12 protein-coding genes are annotated in these 23065 nt (G+C 46.6%); 4 read left to right on the top strand and 8 right to left on the bottom strand.

The annotated features are described in order from the left end of the window. The first annotated feature begins 161 nt into the window (after positions 1-161). Entirely contained in the window at positions 162-1256 is a 1095-nt protein-coding gene (locus WCM76_12705; GenBank protein MEI6766490.1) for a hypothetical protein, read from the top strand. A gap of 241 nt (positions 1257-1497) precedes the next feature. Next, the gene (locus WCM76_12700; GenBank protein ID MEI6766489.1) at positions 1498-3444 is read left to right on the top strand and encodes a choice-of-anchor J domain-containing protein; all 1947 of its coding nucleotides are present in this window, start codon (positions 1498-1500) and stop codon (positions 3442-3444) included. A 92-nt stretch (positions 3445-3536) separates the two neighbouring features. Here the strand turns inward: WCM76_12700 and WCM76_12695 are convergent, their stop codons facing one another. From WCM76_12695 to WCM76_12670, 6 genes are all read right to left on the bottom strand, one after another. Then, positions 3537-4346, bottom strand: coding sequence for an ABC transporter ATP-binding protein (locus tag WCM76_12695; protein MEI6766488.1), 810 nt, complete (start codon positions 4344-4346; stop codon positions 3537-3539). 12 nt (positions 4347-4358) lie between these two features. Next, entirely contained in the window at positions 4359-5408 is a 1050-nt protein-coding gene (locus tag WCM76_12690; protein ID MEI6766487.1) for an ABC transporter permease subunit, read from the bottom strand. A gap of 5 nt (positions 5409-5413) precedes the next feature. After that, positions 5414-6946: a phosphate ABC transporter substrate-binding/OmpA family protein gene (locus tag WCM76_12685; GenBank protein MEI6766486.1), complete on the bottom strand. Its 1533-nt coding sequence runs from the start codon at positions 6944-6946 to the stop codon at positions 5414-5416. A gap of 23 nt (positions 6947-6969) precedes the next feature. Further along, complete coding sequence (locus WCM76_12680; protein ID MEI6766485.1) at positions 6970-8040, bottom strand: hypothetical protein; 1071 nt, start codon at positions 8038-8040, stop codon at positions 6970-6972. Between the two features lie 18 nt (positions 8041-8058). Continuing rightward, positions 8059-8769 (bottom strand): hypothetical protein, encoded by a 711-nt coding sequence (locus WCM76_12675; protein MEI6766484.1) that lies wholly within the window; start codon positions 8767-8769, stop codon positions 8059-8061. Positions 8770-8854: 85 nt separating this feature from the next. After that, positions 8855-9103 carry a hypothetical protein gene (locus tag WCM76_12670; protein MEI6766483.1) on the bottom strand — a complete coding sequence of 83 codons (249 nt, stop codon included), beginning with the start codon at positions 9101-9103 and terminating at the stop codon, positions 8855-8857. Between the two features lie 230 nt (positions 9104-9333). On the opposite strand from WCM76_12670, the gene WCM76_12665 reads away from it, so the two are divergent. After that, complete coding sequence (locus WCM76_12665) at positions 9334-9909, top strand: superoxide dismutase (protein MEI6766482.1); 576 nt, start codon at positions 9334-9336, stop codon at positions 9907-9909. 63 nt (positions 9910-9972) lie between these two features. Next, positions 9973-11163, top strand: coding sequence for an acyloxyacyl hydrolase (locus WCM76_12660; GenBank protein ID MEI6766481.1), 1191 nt, complete (start codon positions 9973-9975; stop codon positions 11161-11163). Positions 11164-11245: 82 nt separating this feature from the next. On the opposite strand, the gene WCM76_12655 is transcribed toward WCM76_12660, so the two are convergent. Beyond that, positions 11246-12169 carry a YCF48-related protein gene (locus WCM76_12655; protein MEI6766480.1) on the bottom strand — a complete coding sequence of 308 codons (924 nt, stop codon included), beginning with the start codon at positions 12167-12169 and terminating at the stop codon, positions 11246-11248. Between the two features lie 158 nt (positions 12170-12327). After that, positions 12328-23025: a glycine-rich protein gene (locus WCM76_12650; protein MEI6766479.1), complete on the bottom strand. Its 10698-nt coding sequence runs from the start codon at positions 23023-23025 to the stop codon at positions 12328-12330. Positions 23026-23065: the final 40 nt, after the last annotated feature.

Here is a 23065-nt window from a genome sequence, read left to right as displayed (position 1 = left end):
ACAGAACCTTGTTAATTTACCTCAAAAGTAATTCCCGATGAGCCTGCGTTTGAGCAGCCATGTTGCCATGATGTATACTTTGTTATATATTCAGCAGGCATAAACATAAAAAATTATTACTTTTACCCGTTCATTCTACATTAATTCTAACTCACACACATATGAAAAAAGTTCTACAAATCATTGGTGTACTGACAACTGTTCTTATTGTTGCCGGTGTTTGTATGAAAGCATTTGCTTTTCCGGGCGCAAACATTGCGTTAATCGGCGGGGTGTTTATCTGCCTGCTGCTGTATTTTGCATTGATGCTGGTTCACAAAATCAAAGAATCGGCCTCAGGTAAAGAGCGCGCCATGAATTTCCTGAAGTATGTTTCGGAATACCTTGTTGCATTGGGCATGACATTCTTTATTATGCATTATCCGGGCGCCATGCTCGTGCTGGTTACAGGTATGATACTGATGGCTGTCGGTTATCTTCCCCTGCATCTGGTAGTGATGAAGAAAAAAAATCCGGAGCATCCCGCCTGTAAAAAAGTGCCTTATGTGCTCATCGCGTTAGCACTGATATTTGCTTTCGGAACACGCAATATGGGCGGTCGTATATTCCAGTCACTCACATTTCATGATGTGCAGACCCAAACCGTAACGGCAAGCATTGATACGATGGTAATAAACCAGATGAAGAGTTTTGAATTAACTCAGGCTTCGTTTCCCAACTTCACGGCCGGCATGTATTCCAAAGCTGAAAAGATTAGCAAACTCAGCGACGAACTTGTGAAGTATATTAAAGAAACGCGCAATGAAGTAATCGCTAAAACAGAAAAGAAAGAAATTGCTGAAATTGACACTATGGCATTATATCAACTGTGCCGTAAAGACAATACCTGCATCCCTACCGAATATTTTATCGGAAAAGATTCTGTTGGGAAAGCCACCGAACTGAAACAGAAACTCGTTACTTTTAGTGAAGATGTAGTTAAAATTATGGACGATAAAGATGCGCCCAAATTTAATTTACTTGCCATCTCCGATCCGTTCAAATGCCCTATGAGTGAAAAAGAATGTTCATGGGAAAAAGCAGTGTTTGAAAAAGCCATGCTTATTACAGATGTTATTTTCCTTGACAACCTTGTGCTGGCTATAAAACAGGCAGAATCACAATACATCACCTACCTCCACCAGAAGGCAAAATCAGATGTAATGTGGTATTATTTCAGAAAATATCAGGAACTGAGACCTAAGGGCGCAAAATAATTATAGTTTATTTTACTACTGAGTAGCCGGATACTTATTTGTGTCCGGCTTTTTTTTATTCTAATGCCTAATATTAATCAGATTGTTGATTTTAATAATATAATTATATAAGTTTGTATTTCCATTATCTCCAATAAAAGTAATCCTGTTGAACATGTGGTGGCATTACTCGAATGGATTAGTATTAGAAATTTTATTCTGAAACCGAAAGACAATAATAAATAACTAATAACTGACGCGTATGAAAAAACTTTCCTTTTTAACAATGGTAGCGGCATCCATGCTTTTGGCTGCAATAATACCAACGGCCCGGGGGCAGGTGATTTACAGTGAAGACTTCGATAATGTTGGTGGACCAACCAGTGGTGGTGCCGGTACGTATTCCTTCCCGGCAAACATGCTAAAACGCAATGTTGACAACCTCACTCCAAATGCTGCCGTTTCTTATGTAAATGAGGCGTGGGAACGACGCGAGGATTTCAGCTTCAACACGGGTGATTCCTGCGCATTTTCAACCTCATGGTACAGCCCGGCAGGCACAGCAAATGATTTTATGTGGACACCGGCCATTGGACCGCTGCCGGCAAATTGCCTGCTCAGCTGGAATGGTGTTGCTTATGACCCTGCGTACCCCGATGGTTACGAAGTGCGTATCATGACCGTTACTCCTACCGGTGGCACCGGCACAATAGGAAACCAGATAACAAACTCAACTATTTTGTGGTCAACTTTGGGAGAAGCTACTACCTGGACAAATCATCAGATCAGCCTTGCAGCCTATGCCGGACAGACTGTTTATATTGGATTCCGCAATAATTCAACTGATATGTTTTTATTGCTAATTGACGATATTCTTGTTGAGGTACCTAATAATTATGACGCAGCCGTACTTTCAACAACGCCTATTTCAGAGTACACCATGATTCCTAAGCAGCAGGTAACCCCTTTAACATTGGGCGGTTCGATTAAGAACCAGGGTGCACTTTCTATTACCAATGTGAGGATGAAAGCCGATGTGTACAACAGTTCCAACACGCTGGTTTACACTACAACAAGCGCTCCTGTTGCAAGCATGGCCACACTGACTACGCAGAATTTTGTTTGCGGTACATTTACGCCGACCGTTCCTGATTATTATCTCGTGGAATATATGTCCCTTATTAATGAAACAGATGAAACACCATCAAATGATACGCTGGCCGATGGTATTATTATTACCGACACCACTTATGCCCGTGATGATGCAACTGTTGCAGGTTCACTAGGTATTGGCGCAGGAAATGGCGGGTACCTGGGACAGCAGTTTACAATTAATACTGCGACCGATATCAGGTCAGTGTCCTATTATGTAACCGGAGGTTACCATACCGACCGCACTGCAGTAGTGGTCTGGAATATGGTTGGAGGAGTTCCAAGTACGGTAATTGCCTCAACAGATACCATTTACTATCCGGATGACTCTGCCAGATTATATACGCTGCCAATATACGGCGGACCGTATACTCTTGTACCCGGCGAATATGTGGTTACTGCCGTGGAGTTTGACAGCACGCTCCGACTCGCCACCACAGACGCTATTTATACCGCGACAAAGACATGGGTAAACTGGCCTACAAATCCCAATGGCACCTGGTCGCACAACGAGGATTTTAGTTTCATTAAATCCTACATTCTCAGACCTAATTTATACACCTGTGCCGTAATCACAGCGGGGGTTACAAAAACAGATGCAAGCTGCGCTACATGCCCCGACGGAAGTGCAACTGCTAATCCTTCGAACGGAGTGGCCCCATACAGTTTCCTCTGGAACACTACAGACACAACAGCCGGTTTAACGTTGCTGATGCCGGGCACTTATACTGTCACAATAACGGATGCATTTGGTTGCCAGGCAACAGAATCTGTGACCGTTAGCTTCAATACCGGTATAGAAGAATTCAGCAACGAATTCAATGTGATGCCGAATCCAAACAACGGATTATTTGAACTGGTATTCACCGGCAATCCGGGCGATAATGCCAGTATTGAAATCTGCAGTATTGTTGGTGAAGTCATCTACAAACAATCCATTGAAAATAATGGTTCGATGAAAACCCGAATCAACCTTGGAGATATTGCTTCCGGTTGTTATATGCTTCGTTACAAAAGCAATGATCATATTGCCATGAAGCGGCTTATCATCAAGTAAGTTTATTTTTCACTGTAAAAAGAGAGGCAATTCGTAATGAGCTGCCTCTCTTTTTATGTCTTATATATAGCGTGTATTTTCTATCGTATCTCTCAGGCTTCCGCTTTTTGTATCGACATCATTTTATCTTCAATGTAGTATACCATATCAACAAATTGCTTGCTGCGTTTGAGGTCGCGGTTGCGATTGGCAGGCATTTCGATGTCAATTTTTTCTACTATCTGACCAGGGTTAGCACTCATGATGAACACCTGTTCGCCCAGATAAACGGCTTCATTGATATCGTGTGTAACAAATATCACCGTAAGGTTCACCTTCTCCCAGATTTTAAGCAGGAACTCCTGCATATGCAGGCGCGTGTAAGTATCGAGTGCACCAAAGGGTTCGTCCATCAGTATAATATCCTGATTCACCAGCAGGCTTCGGGCAATGGCAACACGCTGTAATTGTCCACCTGAGAGTGTCGGATATTTGGCATATTTTTTTTCATGCCCTTCAAGACCGACAATTTTTATCATCTCCATCGCCTTTTCAATGCGCTCTTTTTTAGCAACGCCTTTGTATTCGAGGCCAAGTGCCACATTTTCCACCACCGACATCCATGGAAATGATGAATACTGCTGAAATACCATACCTATGCGATCGGCTTCCTCACGCGGTTTTCCTTTAATCAGCACTTCGCCTTTGGTGGGTGTTTGCAATCCGGCAATGTAACGCAGCAATGTTGATTTTCCGCAACCGGAGGCTCCCAGTACAACAATGAACTGACCCTGGCCGGGAATATCTTCAACAAGCATGTCAAGATCTTTGATAACATGCGATTTCCCGTTGTCGTAGGTTTGACAAACATTTTTAAGCTCAATGATATCGGGAAGGTCGGTATTTTTGAATTTTACAGTCATGGCGATGCAGGTTTAGGCGCGTTTGTAAGGGAATAACAGTTTATCAAGCCACTGAAACAGCTTATCCTGAATAATGCCGATGATGATGATTACGAACAGTATCGCAAATACCTTATCGAGACGGCTTTGTCTTGCGGCGAGCCAAATCATGGAGCCCACGCCACCCGTGCGGTTAATCATTTCGGCCACGATGATGTATGTCCATGAAATAGCTGTCAATACGCGGATATCATCAAAAATACGCGAGGTAACCGAAGGCCAGAAAACGGTTCGTATGGTCTGCCAGCTAGATGCGCCTAAGGTGTAGGCTGTTTGCAGATAGGTTTTTTCAACTTCCTTAATACGCTGCACTACTACCGGAAGCAGGTACACAAAAATACCGAATGCAAGGAATTGAACCTTCATATTGGTTTCTATGCCGAACCATGCTATAAACAGCCCTGTAACGGCTGTGAGCGGCAGAAAACGGATGGCATCGACATAACGGCCCAGAAAGCTTCCGAAGAAAGGCACCAGACCAATCAGGAAGCCGAGCAGCAATGCCAGTGCAATGGCTTCCAGGTAACCCGCAAAATTGAGTGCCACTGAATAGGCTGTGTTGCGAACAAGCGCATCTTCGGTATGAAGCTCTCCAAATGATTTTACCATGGCAATGGGCGATGGCAATATTCCGCGCTTCACTATCGGTCCCTTTTTCATCACAATTGTTTCGGTGCGCGATGTTTTGCCGTCGGCAGCCGTAATTTCAAGGAAATAGCTTCCTTTTTCGGCGCATTTCAGCGCAGGACTTTTCGCTTCTTTTATCTCGGCATCGTTGTGATACCAGGTATATTTTGCCGCCGGCGATTTACACTCAATGGTGTCGCCATGTGCCAGTACAACAGGATTTTGCGAAATGGTATCGCCCTGAAAGCTGGTTTTAAGGTCGGCATGGCTGATGGACAGCGGCCCGATATCGGCCGTAACAATCAACCACAGGCACAGTATGAACAGAAATCCTCCGATTTCTATCAGCAGTCCTGTTTTTTTTGATATTTGTCCGTTAATCCGGAATAGTTTCATAGAGTTTAGTTCGGTATGATTTCAAAATCAGTACGACGATTGCGGGCTTTGCCTTCTAAAGTTCCATTGTCGGCAACAGGCTTATCGGAGCCATTACCAATAATCACGAAGCGGTTCTTGTCAAAACCATACGTTTTGATAAGATAATCCACAACTGCCTGTGCTCGTTGTTCGCTGAGCTTCTTGTTGCGGGCAGGGTTTCCGGTATTGTCGGTATTGCCTTCAATGCGGATACGAGCATTGGCGAAGGATTTTGCTATGTCAACAAATTCGTGATCAACAATGTATTTTGCATTTTCGTCGAGCGCGTATGAGCCGCTTGCAAATGAAATGCTGGCACGTTTGGTAGTAATGGCACCGGCTGTTTTGTTGGCATCGGTAGGTGCATTGAATTTTGCGTTTTCTTCGGCAGCGTTATCGGGTCCGCTGAGGCTGATATCCGCCAATAGCGATGAGTTTGAAACCATTCTCCATGTAGGCACATTTGCCGTGGGATATCCTGCTTTAGAATATTTCAGAGACATCTGGTTATAGATATCTTCGCCGGTAACGCCGGTATAATTGCCTTTCAGATTGAAGAAGTTGACATTATCGCCGTAAGTACAGAGGCGCACATTGCTGATAGCCTGATAGCAAAAATCTTCGGGCTGCTGCATACCTTCGGCCAGTATCTTAGCTGCTTTTTTGCGATTGGCGTCTGAGGCGTTCAGTTCGGCATTGCCTTTCAGAAATCCTTCCACAAGTCCTTTCATCACTTTTTTATTCTTCTCGATGAATTTCTTTTTTGCAACAAACACATCGGCAATAATATTCGATGCCTGTTTGGTGCTTTGCAGCACTTTAGAGCCGGCAACTTTAGCGACACAGTCGGCATCATCGGGACTCCACACTACGGCAGCATCCACCTGTTCTTTTTTAAACAGGTCGGCAGCTTCCAGACCGCTCGATACCTTTACGGGAATGATTTTGGAATAATCGAGACCGCCGGCTTCGAGCATCCACAGCAGGAATGTGTGGCTGGCTGTCATTTCGGCGAAAGCCACCTTTTTGCCTTCGAGGTCGGCAACGCCATTGATGCCGCGCCTTACTACAATGGCATCACCTCCGCGCGACCAGTCGCACTGAAAGATTACCTGAGGTTCAAATTCTTTGAGCCCGCCTACTTCGGTTACAAAACCATCGACGGTGGCATACATAACGTCTATCTGGTCTGTTTTCCATGCTTCGCGGCACTGGTTAAAATCGTCGAGTAATTTAAAATCGGCAATGAATCCATAGTCTTTCAAAAAACGCGATTCTTTGCTGGCTTTAAAACCTTCGTTGAAGTACTGTCCACCGGCAAATCCGCCCCAGGTATTCACACCGATACGGATGATGGTCTCATCCTTGATATCATCGGCATACTCGTCATTGTTGGTTGTTTTGCCTTTGGGCGCAATCTTGCTGATGAGCCCCGATTTATAAAGGCCAAATGCGATACCGCCAATCACTACAATTACGATGAGCAGTTTTGCCAAAGGTGTGAGTCTTGATTTCATGCTGTATTCTTTTTGGTTATTAATTATTCTTTAAAGAGGTCGTTGTAATTATTCTTCTCTGCCTGACCGTCGCCGCTTTTCTGCTTTACCTCAATTTTTTCTTTATCTGTATTGAGTTCTTTCAGGTCAAATTCGTCCACGGCATGGTCGTCCAGCTTTTTGGTTTTATCGTCCAGCAGGAATGAAATGCCTTCCTTTTCCATTTTCTCGAGCAGTTCCAGCCCTTTTTGTTCGTAAACGCCGTTCTGTATATCTATGCTGTCAATGAAGGTAGCCGAAACTTCCATGAAGCGTTCCATCTCACCTATTTTACCGCTTACGTCGTCAACAATGGCTTCCATGGCACGGTCGAACATTTCTTTTTTATCGGGATCGCCCTTGATGATATTCATGGCGCTCTTCATTGCCGAATAGCCCGATTTTATGGCTTCGCGTTCCTGTTTGCGTATGCGGACTTCGTTTTCAATATCCTTGATGAGATATTCGGAGTTGGTGTACATTTTCGAAAGGATGCGGTACAGTATCTCCATTTTTGCCAGCAGTTCTTTGTAGCGGCCGGTAGATTCGTTCAGCCTGCCGTACTGCCGTGTATTGATTACCACCACGTCCATATTCCCTTTCTTTTTGGCGGCTTCAGCCATACTCAGCGCCTGCTCCATTTCGCGGGTATTGGTATCGATAATCATTTTCAGCTTCTGCATCTGTCCTTTCAGTTTGCCGATGTGCTCGTTCATCTCGCGCAGATTTTTGTACAGATTTTCGACGTAGGTTTCAAGAATCCCGATAGGGTCAATCTTTACAAACCATCCGGTAATGGCGCGCATGGCGCTTTTATAGAGGAACCACACCAGGGTGCGGAACTTGGGGTCGAGCAGAATATATAACAGCCCGCCGAGCAAAGCAAAGAAAATAGTGGCATAAACGGCATTCTGCAGAATGCTTACAATAAACGGCAGGAATTTATAGGCCAGCCATCCCAGACCTGCCAGTATTCCTGCACCAAACAAAAAACCGGTAACGCCTTCGGGGCGTTTCCAGAATGATTTTTTACCGCTGCTGTCCGGTGATTTATCTCTTTTAAAAAAGCCAAACATAATTTTTCTTTTTAGGTTTTAATTTTTAGGCGCATCCAGCGCTTTTATCTTTTCAACATTTTCTTTCATTTGCTGCGCAACGAATTCCCATGTTTTCACAAAATTATTCTCTGTGTTTTTTATTCTGGATTCCGATTCTGTAATTTTTGTTTTTGCCGCGGCAATTTCTTCCTGATGTGCCGTAATCTCTTTGGTGAGCTGGGCAATCTGAGAACTTTTTGTTTTAATCAGCTCGTCAAGGGCGGTGATGCTGTTCTTCTGCGCCGTAACATTATCTTTCGTCTGCTTTTCAAGCGCCTTGTAGAACTTCGATTTTTCATCATCAAGAATGGTAAGATAAAAAGCCGCGCTGTCATATATTTTCTGTTTTGTAAGCCCTTTGGTCGACAGGGTAGCAAGTACGGTCTGAATCTTTACCGGCTCGTCGAGCGGTATGTTTTGCATGGCTTTCAGCGAATCAAGATATTCAAGATAATCTTCGCCGGCCATATTTTTTGCTTCAATAGCCTGTAACAGCGAATCCAGAATTTTATGATCAACCGTTCCGTCGCCCGCCGGCTTCACGTCTGTGCGCTGCTGCGAACCCGGTTTCTCTTTAAGAATATCAATGATATCTTTACTTTGGTCGGCACCACCGGCATTTTTATTCTGCGCCCCGGCATCCTTTTGCGTGGGTTCTTCTACCGTTTGAATGAACAGCCCTTTTATTTTCTTAAAATCAAATCCCATATCTGTAAAGATTTATAACAAATCAAAAATAGGATAATTACGACTACTTTCAAAATAACGGACAAGAAAGATTGGGCATGTACGATTACTTTCCGCCTTTTTTACCGGTGGCCGCCTTTTTTTCTTCAATGGCTTTGACAGAATCCTGTTTCACTTTATCCAGTGAATCAGCCTGCTTCAGCATTTTGTCGGCATCGTCGAGGGCGCTGTTGCGTTCAATATCCATCAAAGAATCTTCCTGGCGTTTTTGTTTTTCCTGCTCTTCTTTGCTCGGACCACAGCTTACAGCAAGCAACGAAAGTGCAAAGCAGAAATATAATATTGTCTTTTTCATTATTCGGTTAAGTTTATGTTATCACAAAAATATGCAAAATACAAATAACATCATTTTTGCGAAGATGTATTCAATAAAAACGCGCGCTATGGATGCCTGTAAACCTGATTTTTCTCATATACGCGTTTTCTTTTATGAATAATAGACAGGGCTTTCGTATTTTTACATTTGATTTCTTGCGTTATAATCTATTTCACAGAAAGAATATTTCACTTAAAACCTAAATAATCATGATACACGAACTTCCAAAATTGCCTTACGGACACGATGCTCTGGAACCGTATATTTCGGCAAAAACCATTGAATTCCATTATGGAAAGCATCATCAGGCTTATGTTACCAATTTAAACAAGCTTATTGTTGGAACTGAATTTGAGAATCTGAGTCTTGAAGAAATTGTAAAGAAAGCCACTGCCGGCATTTTCAACAATGGTGCGCAGATATGGAATCACACATTTTACTGGAACTGCATGAAGCCAAACGGCGGCGGACTGCCCACCGGCGATATGGCGGCAGCCATTAACCGCGACTTCGGAAGCTTTGAACAATTCAAAGAAAAATTCAGTACCGCAGCAGCAACATTGTTTGGCTCGGGCTGGGCATGGCTTGTAAAGAATGCCGACGGTACGCTGGGTATTGTTCAGGAAAGCAATGCCGGAAATCCGCTTCGCAACGGACTTACACCGCTCATGACCTGCGATGTGTGGGAACATGCCTACTACCTTGACCAGCAGAACAAACGCCCTGATTACATAGCATCCTTCTGGAATCTCATAGACTGGAATGCTGTTGGCGCACGCTTATAGTTGCACTATTTTTAATATTTTTACAGCCGGGCATCACTCTGATGTTCCGGTTTTTTTTATGCTATGAAGATTCAAACAATTCCGGCGGTACTGCTATTCATATTAACCTCTTTTTGCTGCATTGCGCAGGAAGATGCCCCTGCCGTGCCTCCTAAATTGAAAGGCTGGGTGTTTGAATGTGCCGGTTTCGCCGGAAGGCAAATAAAGATATATCCCGATTATCCGAAAAATGGCATTAACGGATATTTTGAAGCCAACGTGGGATATAAAACATTTGGAACAAAACCATGGCATGCCGACTGGCGTTATCCGCAGTACGGAGTGGCGTTTCTTTACGGATATCTGGGCAATCCCGCCGTATTGGGAAATAACTACAGCCTGCTTCCCTATCTGCTTCTTGAAAGCAAGGATGAAAGAAAAATCGCTGCCGATGTAAGAGTAGGCGTGGGTCTTGCATATTTCGATACCCGATACAACCGCATTTCAAACCCCGAAAATATTATCATAGGGTCACGTTTTACGGGCATTGCCAACCTTTCGGTAAATTTGAGAAAGAGACTCAGCAGCCACTGGGCTCTGTACGGCGGAGTCAGTTTTATACACTGCAGCAACGGACATTCGCACCTGCCCAATGTGGGGATGAATACCGTAGCTCTGAATGCCGGAATACGCTATTATCCTGCAGGGAAACCCGCACCGCTTAAAAAAGAAAGCACCGCTGCCGCAAAGGACCGTCGTGTTATGATGAACCTGCGTTTCGGTTATGGAACACATGAGTTCGGCTCGGCCACCAAACCCCTGGGCGGAGCGCATTATCCGGTATATGCACTGAGCCTGTTTGCATCCATAAGAGTGGGTAAAATAAGCAATGTTCATGCGGGCATTTTTGTGAATTATTATACCGGTTTTTATGATTACATCCGCAACCAGAATTTTTATGACTCCGGACAAATAAGAAAATCAGTAACGGCGAGTATTTTCGTTGGACACGAATTTTTGATCGGGCGTTTTGGGCTGGTTTGGCAGAGCGGTGTCAATATTTACAATCCCTTTCAGCGCGATTATTACAAATTATTGCTGGGCAGCGGAACATCGGCCATGCTGAAAACGTACTGGTGCAATAAAATTGGCGGACAGGTTTACCTGTTTCGTACATCGGAGGTGCGGCGCTTCAATATGTGGTTTGGTATTTACATAAAAACGAATCTGCTGACCGCCGACTTTGCCGAAAGTGCTGTGGGGATTAGGTTTTGATGAATTTCCATCCTCGATTGATACTTGGGCATACTATCATTGTATGAATCACTGGCTGGCGCGCGTAATTTACATCAGGTAATCAGTTCATCAGGTTGATGCGGTATAACCTGCCGCCGGCACCACAGTATAAAAATTCGGTATCAGAAACTGCATGCACGCAGAAAAGATCGTCGGTGACATCATGCTCAACGGTTGCCCATGATGTTCCACCATCGCTGCTGTATAAAATAAGTCCGTTAGCTCCTACCACCACAGCATTATGCGAAGGCGTAAAGGTGACGTCGTTCAAATGCTTTCGCGAACCGGTGGAACCATTGGGTTCAAGGGCGGTTTTCCAAGAAGTTCCGCCATCGGTGGTAAGGTAAATTCCGCCATTATAACCACAGGCAATTCCATGGTTATTATCATAAAAATCTATGCCCGTAAAATGGTCGTTGGGCACATCAAGGTCATGCAGCGTCCGGCAGGTATCCGTTGAAGCAAACATCCGGCCGTAGCCGCATATACGGGCATACGAGCCCCCGGGCATCACCATATCGTTCAGTTGATTGTCGTAATTGCGGAATGTCCAGTTCTGCCCCCAGTTCCATGTGTTGCACATAATGCCTTTATAATAGGTATCGCCTCCGACAGCCACCACCCACTGTATGCCCAATGCGCGCACCTTACGTATAGGCGTTATAAATTCCTGCCATTCACTGAAATCATGATTTTCAAATTCATTCTTCCATGTTAAACCTCCATCGGTAGTGTGAAGCAGCAAAACATCATCGCCTCCGGCATAACCGTTGTTATTATTCCCGAAGTCAATATCATAAATGCAGCGCTGGGGAACATCCAGAATGCGATTAAAAACCCGTCCGCCGTCCTTACTCTGCCATATAGTGCCGTTTTTACCGGGCGAACCTCCACAAACAAACACAATGCTGTCGTTCACAAAGCAGATATCGCGCAGCGTTGTTGATGCATCAAGCTGAATATAGGTTTCATTCGCGGTAATCATCTTCTCTTTTTTACATCCCGTAAGGATGAAAAAAGAAGATATTAGAGCAAGGTATAAGGTGTTTCGGTTCACGATTTTCAATAATAATAATGGCAAATGTATAAAAAAGGCGGCGCATTATTGCTGCACCGCCTTTTATCATAACATCAGTCACTGCCTCATTTCTGTATCACCATCTTGAAATAGTGCGACACCTTGTTATCGTAAGCTTTCAAAAGATAAACACCATCAGCCAGGTCGAGGGATAATTGATGCGTGCCTTTTGCAAACCGGTTGGTATAAACCAAACTGCCTATTGCATTAAACACTTCCACTTCGGCGTTTTCATCAAGTGTTATCGTGAAGTTTCCGTTTGAAGGGTTAGGATACAGCGATATTCCCATATTATCAGCAGCTGATATTCCGGTGGTCATAATCGCAATACATGCCGATGTATCAGAACATGCCCCCTGAGTAACAAGCACTGCATAATTTCCGTCGGTTGCCGGAGTATAATCTGCCATGGTCTGACCACTGATGGGCGCATAACTGCTATCGCAATTCAGCCACTGGTAAGTCGCGTTAGTTGCCAGAGAGGTTATGGTTACTCCCGAAATGGAAACGCCTGTTTCCACAGTATCTACCGTGAGATGCAAGGTGTATGTACTATCGCATCCTAAGGAAGTAGTATAGTTCGCGAAATAAGTACCGCTGCTCAGATAATCCGTTCCATGCCAGTTATAAGCCACACCCGCACAGGTGTTTTGGCTTTCGCTGAAAGAATAAACAGGATTAACCGTAATGGCAGCACATCCCGATGTTACACTGCAGGAGCCAACACTTTGGGTAATCACACACTGGTAAGTTGCAGAAGTGGTCGCCGCCTCGGAATACGTCGGAGAATTCATTCCTGTATTTGTCCACGGACCACCGCATCCGGAACTGGAATATTGCCACTGATAGCTTATGCTTCCGGTGCCACCATTTACAGTAACACTCAGGTTTGCCGTATCGCCTATACAGATATGGGCATCAACAGGTGCAATCACATTCGGTATAGCAATTACACTAACCTTTGCGCAACCCGAAGTATCAGTGCATACACTACCGCTCAGATTTACAATACAGCGGAACCATGCATCGGCAATCAACGCGCCGGTATTGTATACCGCATTGCTCGTGCCGACATTTGTCCACGGACCGTTACATCCGTTGGCGGAATACTGCCACTGGTAAGCTGCCGTTCCAAGACCGCCGTTTACTGATACGGACACGTTCGCTGATGTATTATAACAAACAGAATCGTCAACAGGACCCGTTGTAGTAAGCGCCGGAATTACAGTCCAGGCAATTACTTCCCATGCAGAAACGCCGCATCCTGCACCTGCAGAAACGGTTCTTGCTCTCATATAAGCAATGCCCGAAGCCGAAGGTGTCCATGTCTGTCCGCTCACCCAAACGGATGTTCCGGGTTCCATGTACTGATATTCGTAGGTTAATGGGGCAATGCCGCCGCTGCCGCCACTGGCAATACCTGACAGGGTTGTTCCCAGACATACAACCGCATTATTGGGTGTTCCTGTAAGTACGGGTTGAGTGGGTGCGCCGGGAACAATAATCGTGGCACATCCTGTTGTACTCTGGCATCCGCCAATTCCGGGCTGAGTAACAATACAATGATAATACGTTGTAGTGTTCAGACTTCCGGTAATGAGTGATGATGCGTTTCCGCCGATATTTAACCACGGTCCGTTGCATCCCACCGTTGATTGTTGCCACTGATACTGAGGACTTCCGTAACCTCCGGTTGATGTAACCGAAAGTGTGGTACTCTGTCCGCTGCAAATGGTATCGTCGGTAAGACTTGACAAAACAGGATCGGGAATAACTACCACCGTAATACACGATGAAGTGGCATTGCAGTCGCTTCCGCTCTGATTCACCAGACAGCGGTAATACTGAGTTGCCGTAAGGCTGCCGGTATTCAGACTCGGGCTGTTTGTGCCTACTTGTGTCCATGGTCCGTTACAACCGAACGGGCTGTTTTCCCATTGATAGGTTGTTGTTCCGACACCACCGCTTACACTGATGCTTACAATAGAACTGCCGCCGGTACAAACCGTATCGGCCGTGATTCCACTGATAATCGGATCGGCTACAACCGTCCATGCGGTTACTTCCCATGAAGAAACGCCGCAGCCGGCACCAGCAGAAACGGTACGTGCCCTCATATAGGCAATACCCGAAGCCGCCGGTGTCCAGGTCTGTCCGTTCACCCAGGTTGTTGTTCCGGGTTCCATGTATTGGTATTCGTAGGTTAATGGAGCGATACCGCCGCTGCCGCCACTGGCAATACCTGACAGGGTTGTGCCGAGGCATACAACCGCATTATTGGGCGTGCCGGTAAGCATAGGTTGAGTAGGTGTGCCGGGAACAGTAATCGTGGCACATCCGGTGGTACTCTGGCATCCACCAATTCCGGGCTGAGTAACAATACAATGGTAATAGGTAGTATTGGTAAGACTTCCGGTAATGAGTGATGATGCGTTTCCGCCGATATTTAACCACGGTCCGTTGCATCCCACCGTTGATTGTTGCCACTGATACTGAGGACTTCCGTAACCTCCGGTTGATGTAACCGAAAGTGTGGTACTCTGTCCGCTGCAAATGGTATCGTCGGTAAGACTTGACAAAACAGGATCGGGAATAACTACCACCGTAATACACGATGAAGTGGCATTGCAGTCGCTTCCGCTCTGATTCACCAGACAGCGGTAATACTGAGTTGCCGTAAGGCTGCCGGTATTCAGACTCGGGCTGTTTGTGCCTACTTGTGTCCATGGTCCGTTACAACCGAACGGGCTGTTTTCCCATTGATAGGTTGTTGTTCCGACACCACCGCTTACACTGATGCTTACAATAGAACTGCCGCCGGTACAAACCGTATCGGCCGTGATTCCACTGATAATCGGATCGGCTACAACCGTCCATGCGGTTACTTCCCATGAAGAAACGCCGCAGCCGGCACCAGCAGAAACGGTACGTGCCCTCATATAGGCAATACCCGAAGCCGCCGGTGTCCAGGTCTGTCCGTTCACCCAGGTTGTTGTTCCGGGTTCCATGTATTGGTATTCGTAGGTTAATGGAGCGATACCGCCGCTGCCGCCGCTTGCAATACCTGACAGGGTTGTGCCAAGGCAAACCGTTGAGCTATTAGGAATGGCTGCCAATACCGGCGAACTAACCTGAGAGGCAATCACCCATGCTATCATATTTATCGTACCTGCCTGACAACCTGCTCCGGGATTACAATTTCCCCGGAAGGCTCTAACTTCAACACTATCCTTACCTGAGGAATTCAGGAGACTGCCCGGATTATAGGAAATCCATGCACTCCATCCAAAGTTGTCAAGCGTACGGTATTGAACGGAATCAGTACATCCAGAGCCACCGCTACCCAGTTGAATTGTAGCAGAAACAAGCATGCCGTCGCAAACAGAATCCACATCAGGGAATCTTGTTAATATAGGAGACGCCGGTTGACTGGTTATAGTCCAGCTGACCAACTCGGGTGTTGATGCAGAACATCCTGACAAGCTATCGCAATTACCATGGAATGCCCTAATATTAACCTGAGTGTGACTAGCCGTTGCCAGTAACATGCCGGGTGAATATAATTGCCAGGTGCCGCCATCAAAGTTATATTCCATAAAATCGGAACAACCAATACCTCCGGTACCATTGCTTCCCATAATTGCAGAAACATCGGTTCCTTCGCAAACAGATGAAAGGTTGGGAGTTTTCAGCACTTGTGGCGGCGCCATGGGTGTATTTATTAAAATCCAGGTATAGATGTTTTCTGATTGGCAGCCGGAGCCTGGAAGACAATTACCTTTTACTGCGCGTATCTGTGCGACAGAATGGTTGGCTGTATTCAGATTAGCACCTAAAGTGTATGTCTGCCATCCACCTCCGTCCAGACGATACTGATAATAGTCTGTGCAACTGCCAACTCCACCGCTTCCGGGTGTCAGTAATGTAGCAGAAACGGCCGTTCCGCTACAAACAGAATCCGTTGCCGGAATTTTTGTAAAAATCGGTGCAATGGGTTGAGCTACTATATTCCAATGTACCCTGCTGATGTTGGAATTGCATCCGGTTTCACCGCAATTTCTGCGACCTTCAATAATATTTGTTCCGACAACGGCTGAGAAAACAGGAATTGTTGATGACCATGCTGTCCACGTGGCACCACTATCTTTAGAATAGCGATATTCATCAGTACAGATTCCGAATCCGCCGCTACCGCTTACCGGGATAATTGATAATGTTTGATTATCGCATATATTGGTATCTGAAGGCACCGCCGTAATAATTGGTGCAATCGGATCCGGCAGTACAGTAATGGTCGCGCAGGAAGAAACCACTGTATTGCATCCAACGCCCGATTGGGTGATGATACATTTATAATACGTTGTGTGTGTCAGGGCATTGATAGCAAGAATTGATGAATCAGCTCCTGCAATAATTGAATCCCCTGAATTACAGTTGAGGGATGATTTTGTCCAATAGTATGTGAAGTTTCCAACGCCTCCGGTAGCCATAGCATGAATCGTATCGTTTCCACCGAAGCACATCGAATCAGATATAGGAGTTACAGTGAGGGTTGGATTCGGGCGAACAATAACAACAACCGGAACTCTGGTATTACTTATACACGAAGCGCCCGACCAAGAAATGCGAACCTGTCCGTTGCCTGTTTTAATACCTTTTGAATAGGATGTATTATTACTTAATGCCGGGTTAACCCAACTGCTTCCACCGCCACCTGCACCGCTGGCATAACCGCCACCGCCACCATAGTAGCCACCGCCACCGCCACCTGCGTAATTTACATATCCCGCACCGCCATATCCGAATCCGCCGGCTATACCACCGTTGCTGCCGCCCGTTCCTCCGGAATATTTTGTTGCACCACCGCCACAGGTTGAATATATATAATGATTGCAATCATTGCCATTCCCACCAACAGTATCGCCACCGGCACCTCCATTTTCAGAGCCGGAGCCGCAGGCATAACTTGCACCACCGCCGCCACCGGCAACAATTACCCGGTCGTTGAGCGTGTAACCGCCTATTCTGATATCGGAAGCACCACCACCGGCTCCTGAATTTTCAGGATTGGAAAGGCTTCCTTTGCCACCACCATTCCATCCTTGCAGGCCGCCGCTTCCACCGGCTCCGCCAACCATAAAATGCAGGGATTGACCGGGGGTTACTGATAAAGTTGATTTAATGCGTCCACCAAGTCCTCCTGAGGAATAACCATTATTGCCTCTTCCTCCCTGAGCGCCATATACATCAACAGTAACACTTGTGATACCTGAAGGAACTACCCATGATTGTAGTCCACCTGTATAATCAAAAATGAGAGAACCGGCACCGCCACTGACGACCTCTGCATAATAGGTTGTAGTTGCAGATAATGATTGTGTGAGACCGGCTCCGCTTTGGGTATTTCCTATAGAAACGCCTCCTGTTGGTGTTGTGTACCAGTTAATGCTACCGTTAGCAGATGTTGCAACTAATGTTGTTTGACCGCCCAAGCACAAGGTGTCAGGGAGGGCCGTAATCATTGTCACACCGGGTATTTTCTTAACAATTACGGTTACAGGTATTCTCACAGAAGAAGGACACACAGGCATACCGTAGGTTATCGTAACCTGTCCGTCGCCCTGATGACCACCTTGATAATATGAGCTGTTGTAGCTGAAGTTAGGGTTGACCCAACTGCTTCCGCCGCCGCCGCCACCATAATAATAGCCGCCGCCACCGCCATAATAGCCGCCGCCACCGCCACCATCGCCATAACCACAGCAATAGCCATCGCCACCATAACCGCTGGTTCCGGCAGTACCTCCACCTCCGGCACCGGTTCCACCGCCAACCTGACTTCCTCCGGAGCCACAATAGCTTCCGTCAAAGCCATAACTAAATGAACCATCGCCGGCAATATTGGAACCACCACCATCGCCACCATGGCAGCCGGGTGTACCGTAACCGGCACCACCGCCACCACCGGCAACAAGGAGAAGGCTAGAGTAGTTAGTATCGCTAGCTCTCAGGTCGGTTGCACCACCGCCACCGCCGCCATAATAGCCGGTATGACCAGATCCAAAGGCACCACCGTTCCAACCAGAACTTTGATAATCAACAGGTTTTCCGCCAACCTTAATAAATATAGTATCTCCGGGAGTAACGGCAAGATTTGTGTTCACAATTCCGCCCTTACCCGGTAATCCATAATATGGCTCATAGGTGCTGCCTTCTGCTCCGGCTGCTTTCACAGAGATTGAGTTAACGCCCGCAGGCACAACCCATGTCTGATAGTTGCCGGTATAATTGAATACAGTAGTTACAGGACCGCCAAAACCGGATTCTGCATAAAACGTAGTTGTAGAATCGGGAGAGACAATGAAATTCGCACCGCTAGCCGAGTGACCTATCGGAGAGCCTCCTGTACCAGATGTGTACCAGTAGATTTCATTTCCGGCAGAAACCGAATTTAAATTGGATGTTCCGCCACATGTAATCGTATCAGGAGTTGCCGTAGCTGAAGTTGGGTTACCTGGTGCAATAACCGTTACCGGAACGGGCACCCTAGCAACACTTGAACAAACTACCGTATTCCATGAAATGATGACTTTTCCGTGTCCGACATTATTTCCTGCAATATTAATCTGATTTGAACCGGCATTGTAAGAACCGCCGCCACCACCGCCAAACTGACTGCTTGTTGAGGCTCCGCCGCCGGAATAACCGCCACCGCCGCCGCCACCCCAGCCACCGCCGTGGGTACCGCCACCACCGCCGTAACCGCCGGTAATAACCCATGAAGTGCATCCACCTTCGCCACCATTCAAAAAGGATTTGCCTCCGTTACATGTGCTACCGCAAGAGGGTCCATTACCCCCATCGGCATAGAATCCCCCGCCGGCGCCGGCACATCCCTCAGAAGTACCGCCATTACCATTAATACCGCCGGTTCCGCCATTTGTACCGGCAGTTCCTGATGTGGATGTATTTCCGTCAACACCATTCCATGGGGAAGAATAACTCGCACCACCGCCGCCACCGGCAACGATTAAAGGTGTATTCGTATTCGTAACCACGAATGTTCCACCGCCGCCACCGCCATCATTGCTTTGTGATGGGCCTTCCTGACCAACCAATATTGTCAGAATCTGTCCGGGGGTAACATTAAACGTGCCGCTCATTTTTGCTCCGCGACCACCAATTCCGGAATTGCTATTGCCTCCTGATGCGCCATAAGCCTCAATATTTAGGGATACTACATTTGCAGGTACCGTAAAATATTGTAACGTGCCGGTATTTCCGGTGCTCGTATTATTGAATGTCATACTGCCGCTGACTGTTGAAACGGCATCAGCATAATAAGTCATCGTGGATGTCGGCGTGTAAATGAAATCGCCTCCGTTAGATGATGAACCAAGCAGATTACCTCCTGAGGGCGCATCATACCAGTAGATTAAATCAGATGTTCCCATGGCTGAAAGACTAACCGTGCTTCCGCAGGTAACCGTATCGGGATTTGCAGAAACTAATGTGGGAGATGCCGGTGAAATCACATGAGCCACAATCGAGGTTCTCGACGGGCTTATACATTGCCCGAGTGATGATTCAGCATAATAGGTCTTAGTAGAAGACGGATAAAAAATAATACTGTCGCCACTTAATGAAGTGCCGATTGATATTCCTCCGACAGGTAAGTCATACCAATTGATAGTACTTCCAACAGTAAATCCTGTAAGGTTAATGCCGGTACCGCAATTTACTGTATCCGGAGCAATTGTTAAAGGTGCCGGAGCAATTAACGTTTTCACGACAACAGTAACTGCAACCCTTACCGGACTTGAACAATGAATATCGTATGATTCCGCGTAATAAGTCTTCGTGACTAGAGGATTAACGCTAAAATTACTATCGCTTAATGATGTGCCCAGAAAGGTTCCTCCGGAGATGGAATCGTACCATCGGATGGTGTCTGAAGTTGAATGAGCTTTCAGATTAGACAAGCCACCACACCATATAGTATCGGGAGTTGCCGCGACATTCGTTGCAGGCGCTAGAGGGATAACCGTAACAGTTATAGGCACTCTCGAAGGACTCGAACAAAGAACATTGTCCCATGAAATAATTACTTTTCCATTTCCGGGGTTGACACCGTCAATATTAATTTGGTCAGTTCCATTATTAATAGAACCGCCGCCACCACCGGGCTGCTGGGTACCATTATACCCGCCGCCGCCGCCGCCGGAATAACCGCCACCGCCGCCACCGCCGCAGTTCCATGCATAGGCACTGCCGCCGCCGCCAAATCCGCCGTTAGCATGTGATACACCACCAGCACCACCGTTAATGAAGCTTTCGCCTCCGGGAGCTGTAGGGCTGCCGGAACCGCTACCATCACTGCCATCTGTACCATCACCACCGGCACCACCGTTACCATCACCGGCAAATGTTTTACCGGCGCCACCTTTTCCCAAAAGGCCACCGCCGCCGCCACCTGAACCGCCATCGCCGCCGCCGCCGCCGCCGCCATTAATACCGAAGCCACCTGAACCGCCGCTTCCATGACCAGTTCCAAATGTAGTTCCGGAAGTCGTTATTACCCCTGGCATTCCATTTGTTCCGTCGCAGTAGCCACCGCCACCGCCACCACCTGCAATCACAAGTGGATTATTGTTGATGTCGGTCACAAAAGTACCGCCACCGCCGCCTGAGCGGGAACTGCTATATTGTCCGGTTTCGCCGACCAATATCTTCAAAACCTGGCCGGGAGTTACAGCAAATGTACCCTTCATTTTAGCACCAAGGCCTCCGGTTGAGCCTCCACCCTGAGCGCCATAGGCGTCAATATCAAGTTTTGTTACTCCGTAAGGCACCGTCCAGTTTACGATTGAGTCGGTGAAGTTAAGTGTCTGAGAACCGATTGTAAATGAGGCTGATTCGGCATAATACGTGGTTGTTGCCGCCGGAGACACATTATAATTAGCACCGTTTCCGGATGTTCCTAGAAGATTTCCACCAATAGAGTTATCGTACCATGCAATGCCGTATCCGAATCCGGTCGCTGACAGATCGGAAGAGCCGCTGCAAGCAATCGTTGCAGGAGATGCTGCTACAGAGGTAGGAATTAAAAGTGTTTTAACATGAATGACAACGGGTACCCTTACCGGCATTACACAATTACCGTTGAATGTCTGGGCATAATAGGTTGTTGTTACTGTTGGAGCAACAATAAAGCTGCTGTCACTCAGCGAGGAACCTAAAAGAGTGCCTCCTGAAACAGAATCAAACCACTGTATTGTGTTACCGGCTGAAGTTGCCTTAAGTCCGGCCGTACCAGAGCACCAAACGGTGTCGGGATTAGCTGTTACAGAGGTGGGAATTGTGAGAGCTTTTACGTTAACAACAACTGCTACTCTCGCGGGAGTTGTGCAATTACCGTTAAACGTTTCAGCATAATATGTTGTTGTTACCAGTGGAGATACATTAAAGGTACTATCACTCATGGACGAGCCCAAAAGTGTGCCACCTGTAATAGAATCATACCAATGGATAGCGTTTCCTGCTGAAGTTGCCTTAAGGGCAGAAACACCTGCACACCATATGGTATCGGGAGTTGCGGTTACGTTCGAAGCAGAAGAAAGCGGGGTTACGGAAACAATTACCGGAACACGAGAACTTCGGCACGGATTCAGTGTATATGATATTATAACACGACCATGACCTGTATTATTTCCGCTTACTGCTATTTGATTGGTTCCGGCATTATAAGAACCACCGCCACCACCATAAGTAGAATATGATGACCAACTTCCGGCAGAACCGCCTCCTGAATAACCACCACCGGCTCCAGGACCGCCTAATTGACCACATCCGCCACCACCATAACCACCCCAGTAATTGCCGCCATAACATGAACCGGCAAAACCACCCTCGCCACCGTTAAGGTACGATTTGCCGCCCGGAGCCACACCGCAATGGTTTCCGCCATTGCCACCATCAGTATAGAATCCGCCTCCGGCTCCACCCTGATATGAACCATTACTGGATCCGCCATTTCCTCCTGTGCCTCCTGTACCGGTGCTTGAGCAGCCGACAGTAACACCTGAAGTAGATGTAGTGCCATCGGCATCAGATGCTGTTCTGCTGCATGCCGTACCATAAGAAGTTGATGGACCACCGCCACCGCCACCTGCAATAAGAAGTGGAACATTGCCCGATTGTTTGACAACAAACGATCCGCCACCACCACCATTTTCATTTCCATGCGGGCCACCACTCGATCCACCAGCTTGTCCAACCAATATTTTAATAACATCGCCGGGGGTGACATTGAAGTCGCCTTTCATTCTGGCGCCCTTTCCGCCTGTGAGACTGCCGCCTGAACCGCTACCACCCTGAGCGCCGAACGCCTCAATGGTAATTTTTGTTACCTGTGCAGGAACCGTCCAGCTTTGTAATAAACCGGTATTTCCTGTGCTTGTATTTGTAAATGTTTGTGAAAAAGTTTGAAATCCTTCTGCAGATTCAGCATAATAAGTTGTTGTTTGTAATGGCGTAACCAGCAGATTTGCGCCACTTACAGTTGACCCGATAGCGGTATCTCCTGTTGGTGAAGTATACCAAAAAATAGCATTGCCATTAGCAATTGCATTTAGTTGAACATCATTGCCACACGAAACGCTAGATGGTGTAGCTGTAACCTGTGTCGGAGGAGCGGCAGGTATAACGGTAACCACTACTGGAACACGAATACTGGCGCACAGAAATGTATTATAAGAAATCACTGTTGTCCGGTAAAAGTTTGAAAGAAGCCGAAGCATAAGC

The organism is Bacteroidota bacterium, assembly GCA_037133915.1.
Lineage (GTDB): Bacteria > Bacteroidota > Bacteroidia > Bacteroidales > CAIWKO01 > JBAXND01.
This window is presented reverse-complemented; position numbering and strand designations above follow the sequence as displayed.

Bases quoted from the DNA above. Each gene is read 5' to 3' on its own strand.
- WCM76_12705 (MEI6766490.1), top strand. From the start codon at position 162: ATGAAAAAAGTTCTACAAATCATTGGTGTACTGACAACTGTTCTTATT.
- WCM76_12700 (MEI6766489.1), top strand. From the start codon at position 1,498: ATGAAAAAACTTTCCTTTTTAACAATGGTAGCGGCATCCATGCTTTTG.
- WCM76_12695 (MEI6766488.1), bottom strand. From the start codon at position 4,346: ATGACTGTAAAATTCAAAAATACCGACCTTCCCGATATCATTGAGCTT.
- WCM76_12690 (MEI6766487.1), bottom strand. From the start codon at position 5,408: ATGAAACTATTCCGGATTAACGGACAAATATCAAAAAAAACAGGACTG.
- WCM76_12685 (MEI6766486.1), bottom strand. From the start codon at position 6,946: ATGAAATCAAGACTCACACCTTTGGCAAAACTGCTCATCGTAATTGTA.
- WCM76_12680 (MEI6766485.1), bottom strand. From the start codon at position 8,040: ATGTTTGGCTTTTTTAAAAGAGATAAATCACCGGACAGCAGCGGTAAA.
- WCM76_12675 (MEI6766484.1), bottom strand. From the start codon at position 8,769: ATGGGATTTGATTTTAAGAAAATAAAAGGGCTGTTCATTCAAACGGTA.
- WCM76_12670 (MEI6766483.1), bottom strand. From the start codon at position 9,103: ATGAAAAAGACAATATTATATTTCTGCTTTGCACTTTCGTTGCTTGCT.
- WCM76_12665 (MEI6766482.1), top strand. From the start codon at position 9,334: ATGATACACGAACTTCCAAAATTGCCTTACGGACACGATGCTCTGGAA.
- WCM76_12660 (MEI6766481.1), top strand. From the start codon at position 9,973: ATGAAGATTCAAACAATTCCGGCGGTACTGCTATTCATATTAACCTCT.
- WCM76_12655 (MEI6766480.1), bottom strand. From the start codon at position 12,169: ATGATTACCGCGAATGAAACCTATATTCAGCTTGATGCATCAACAACG.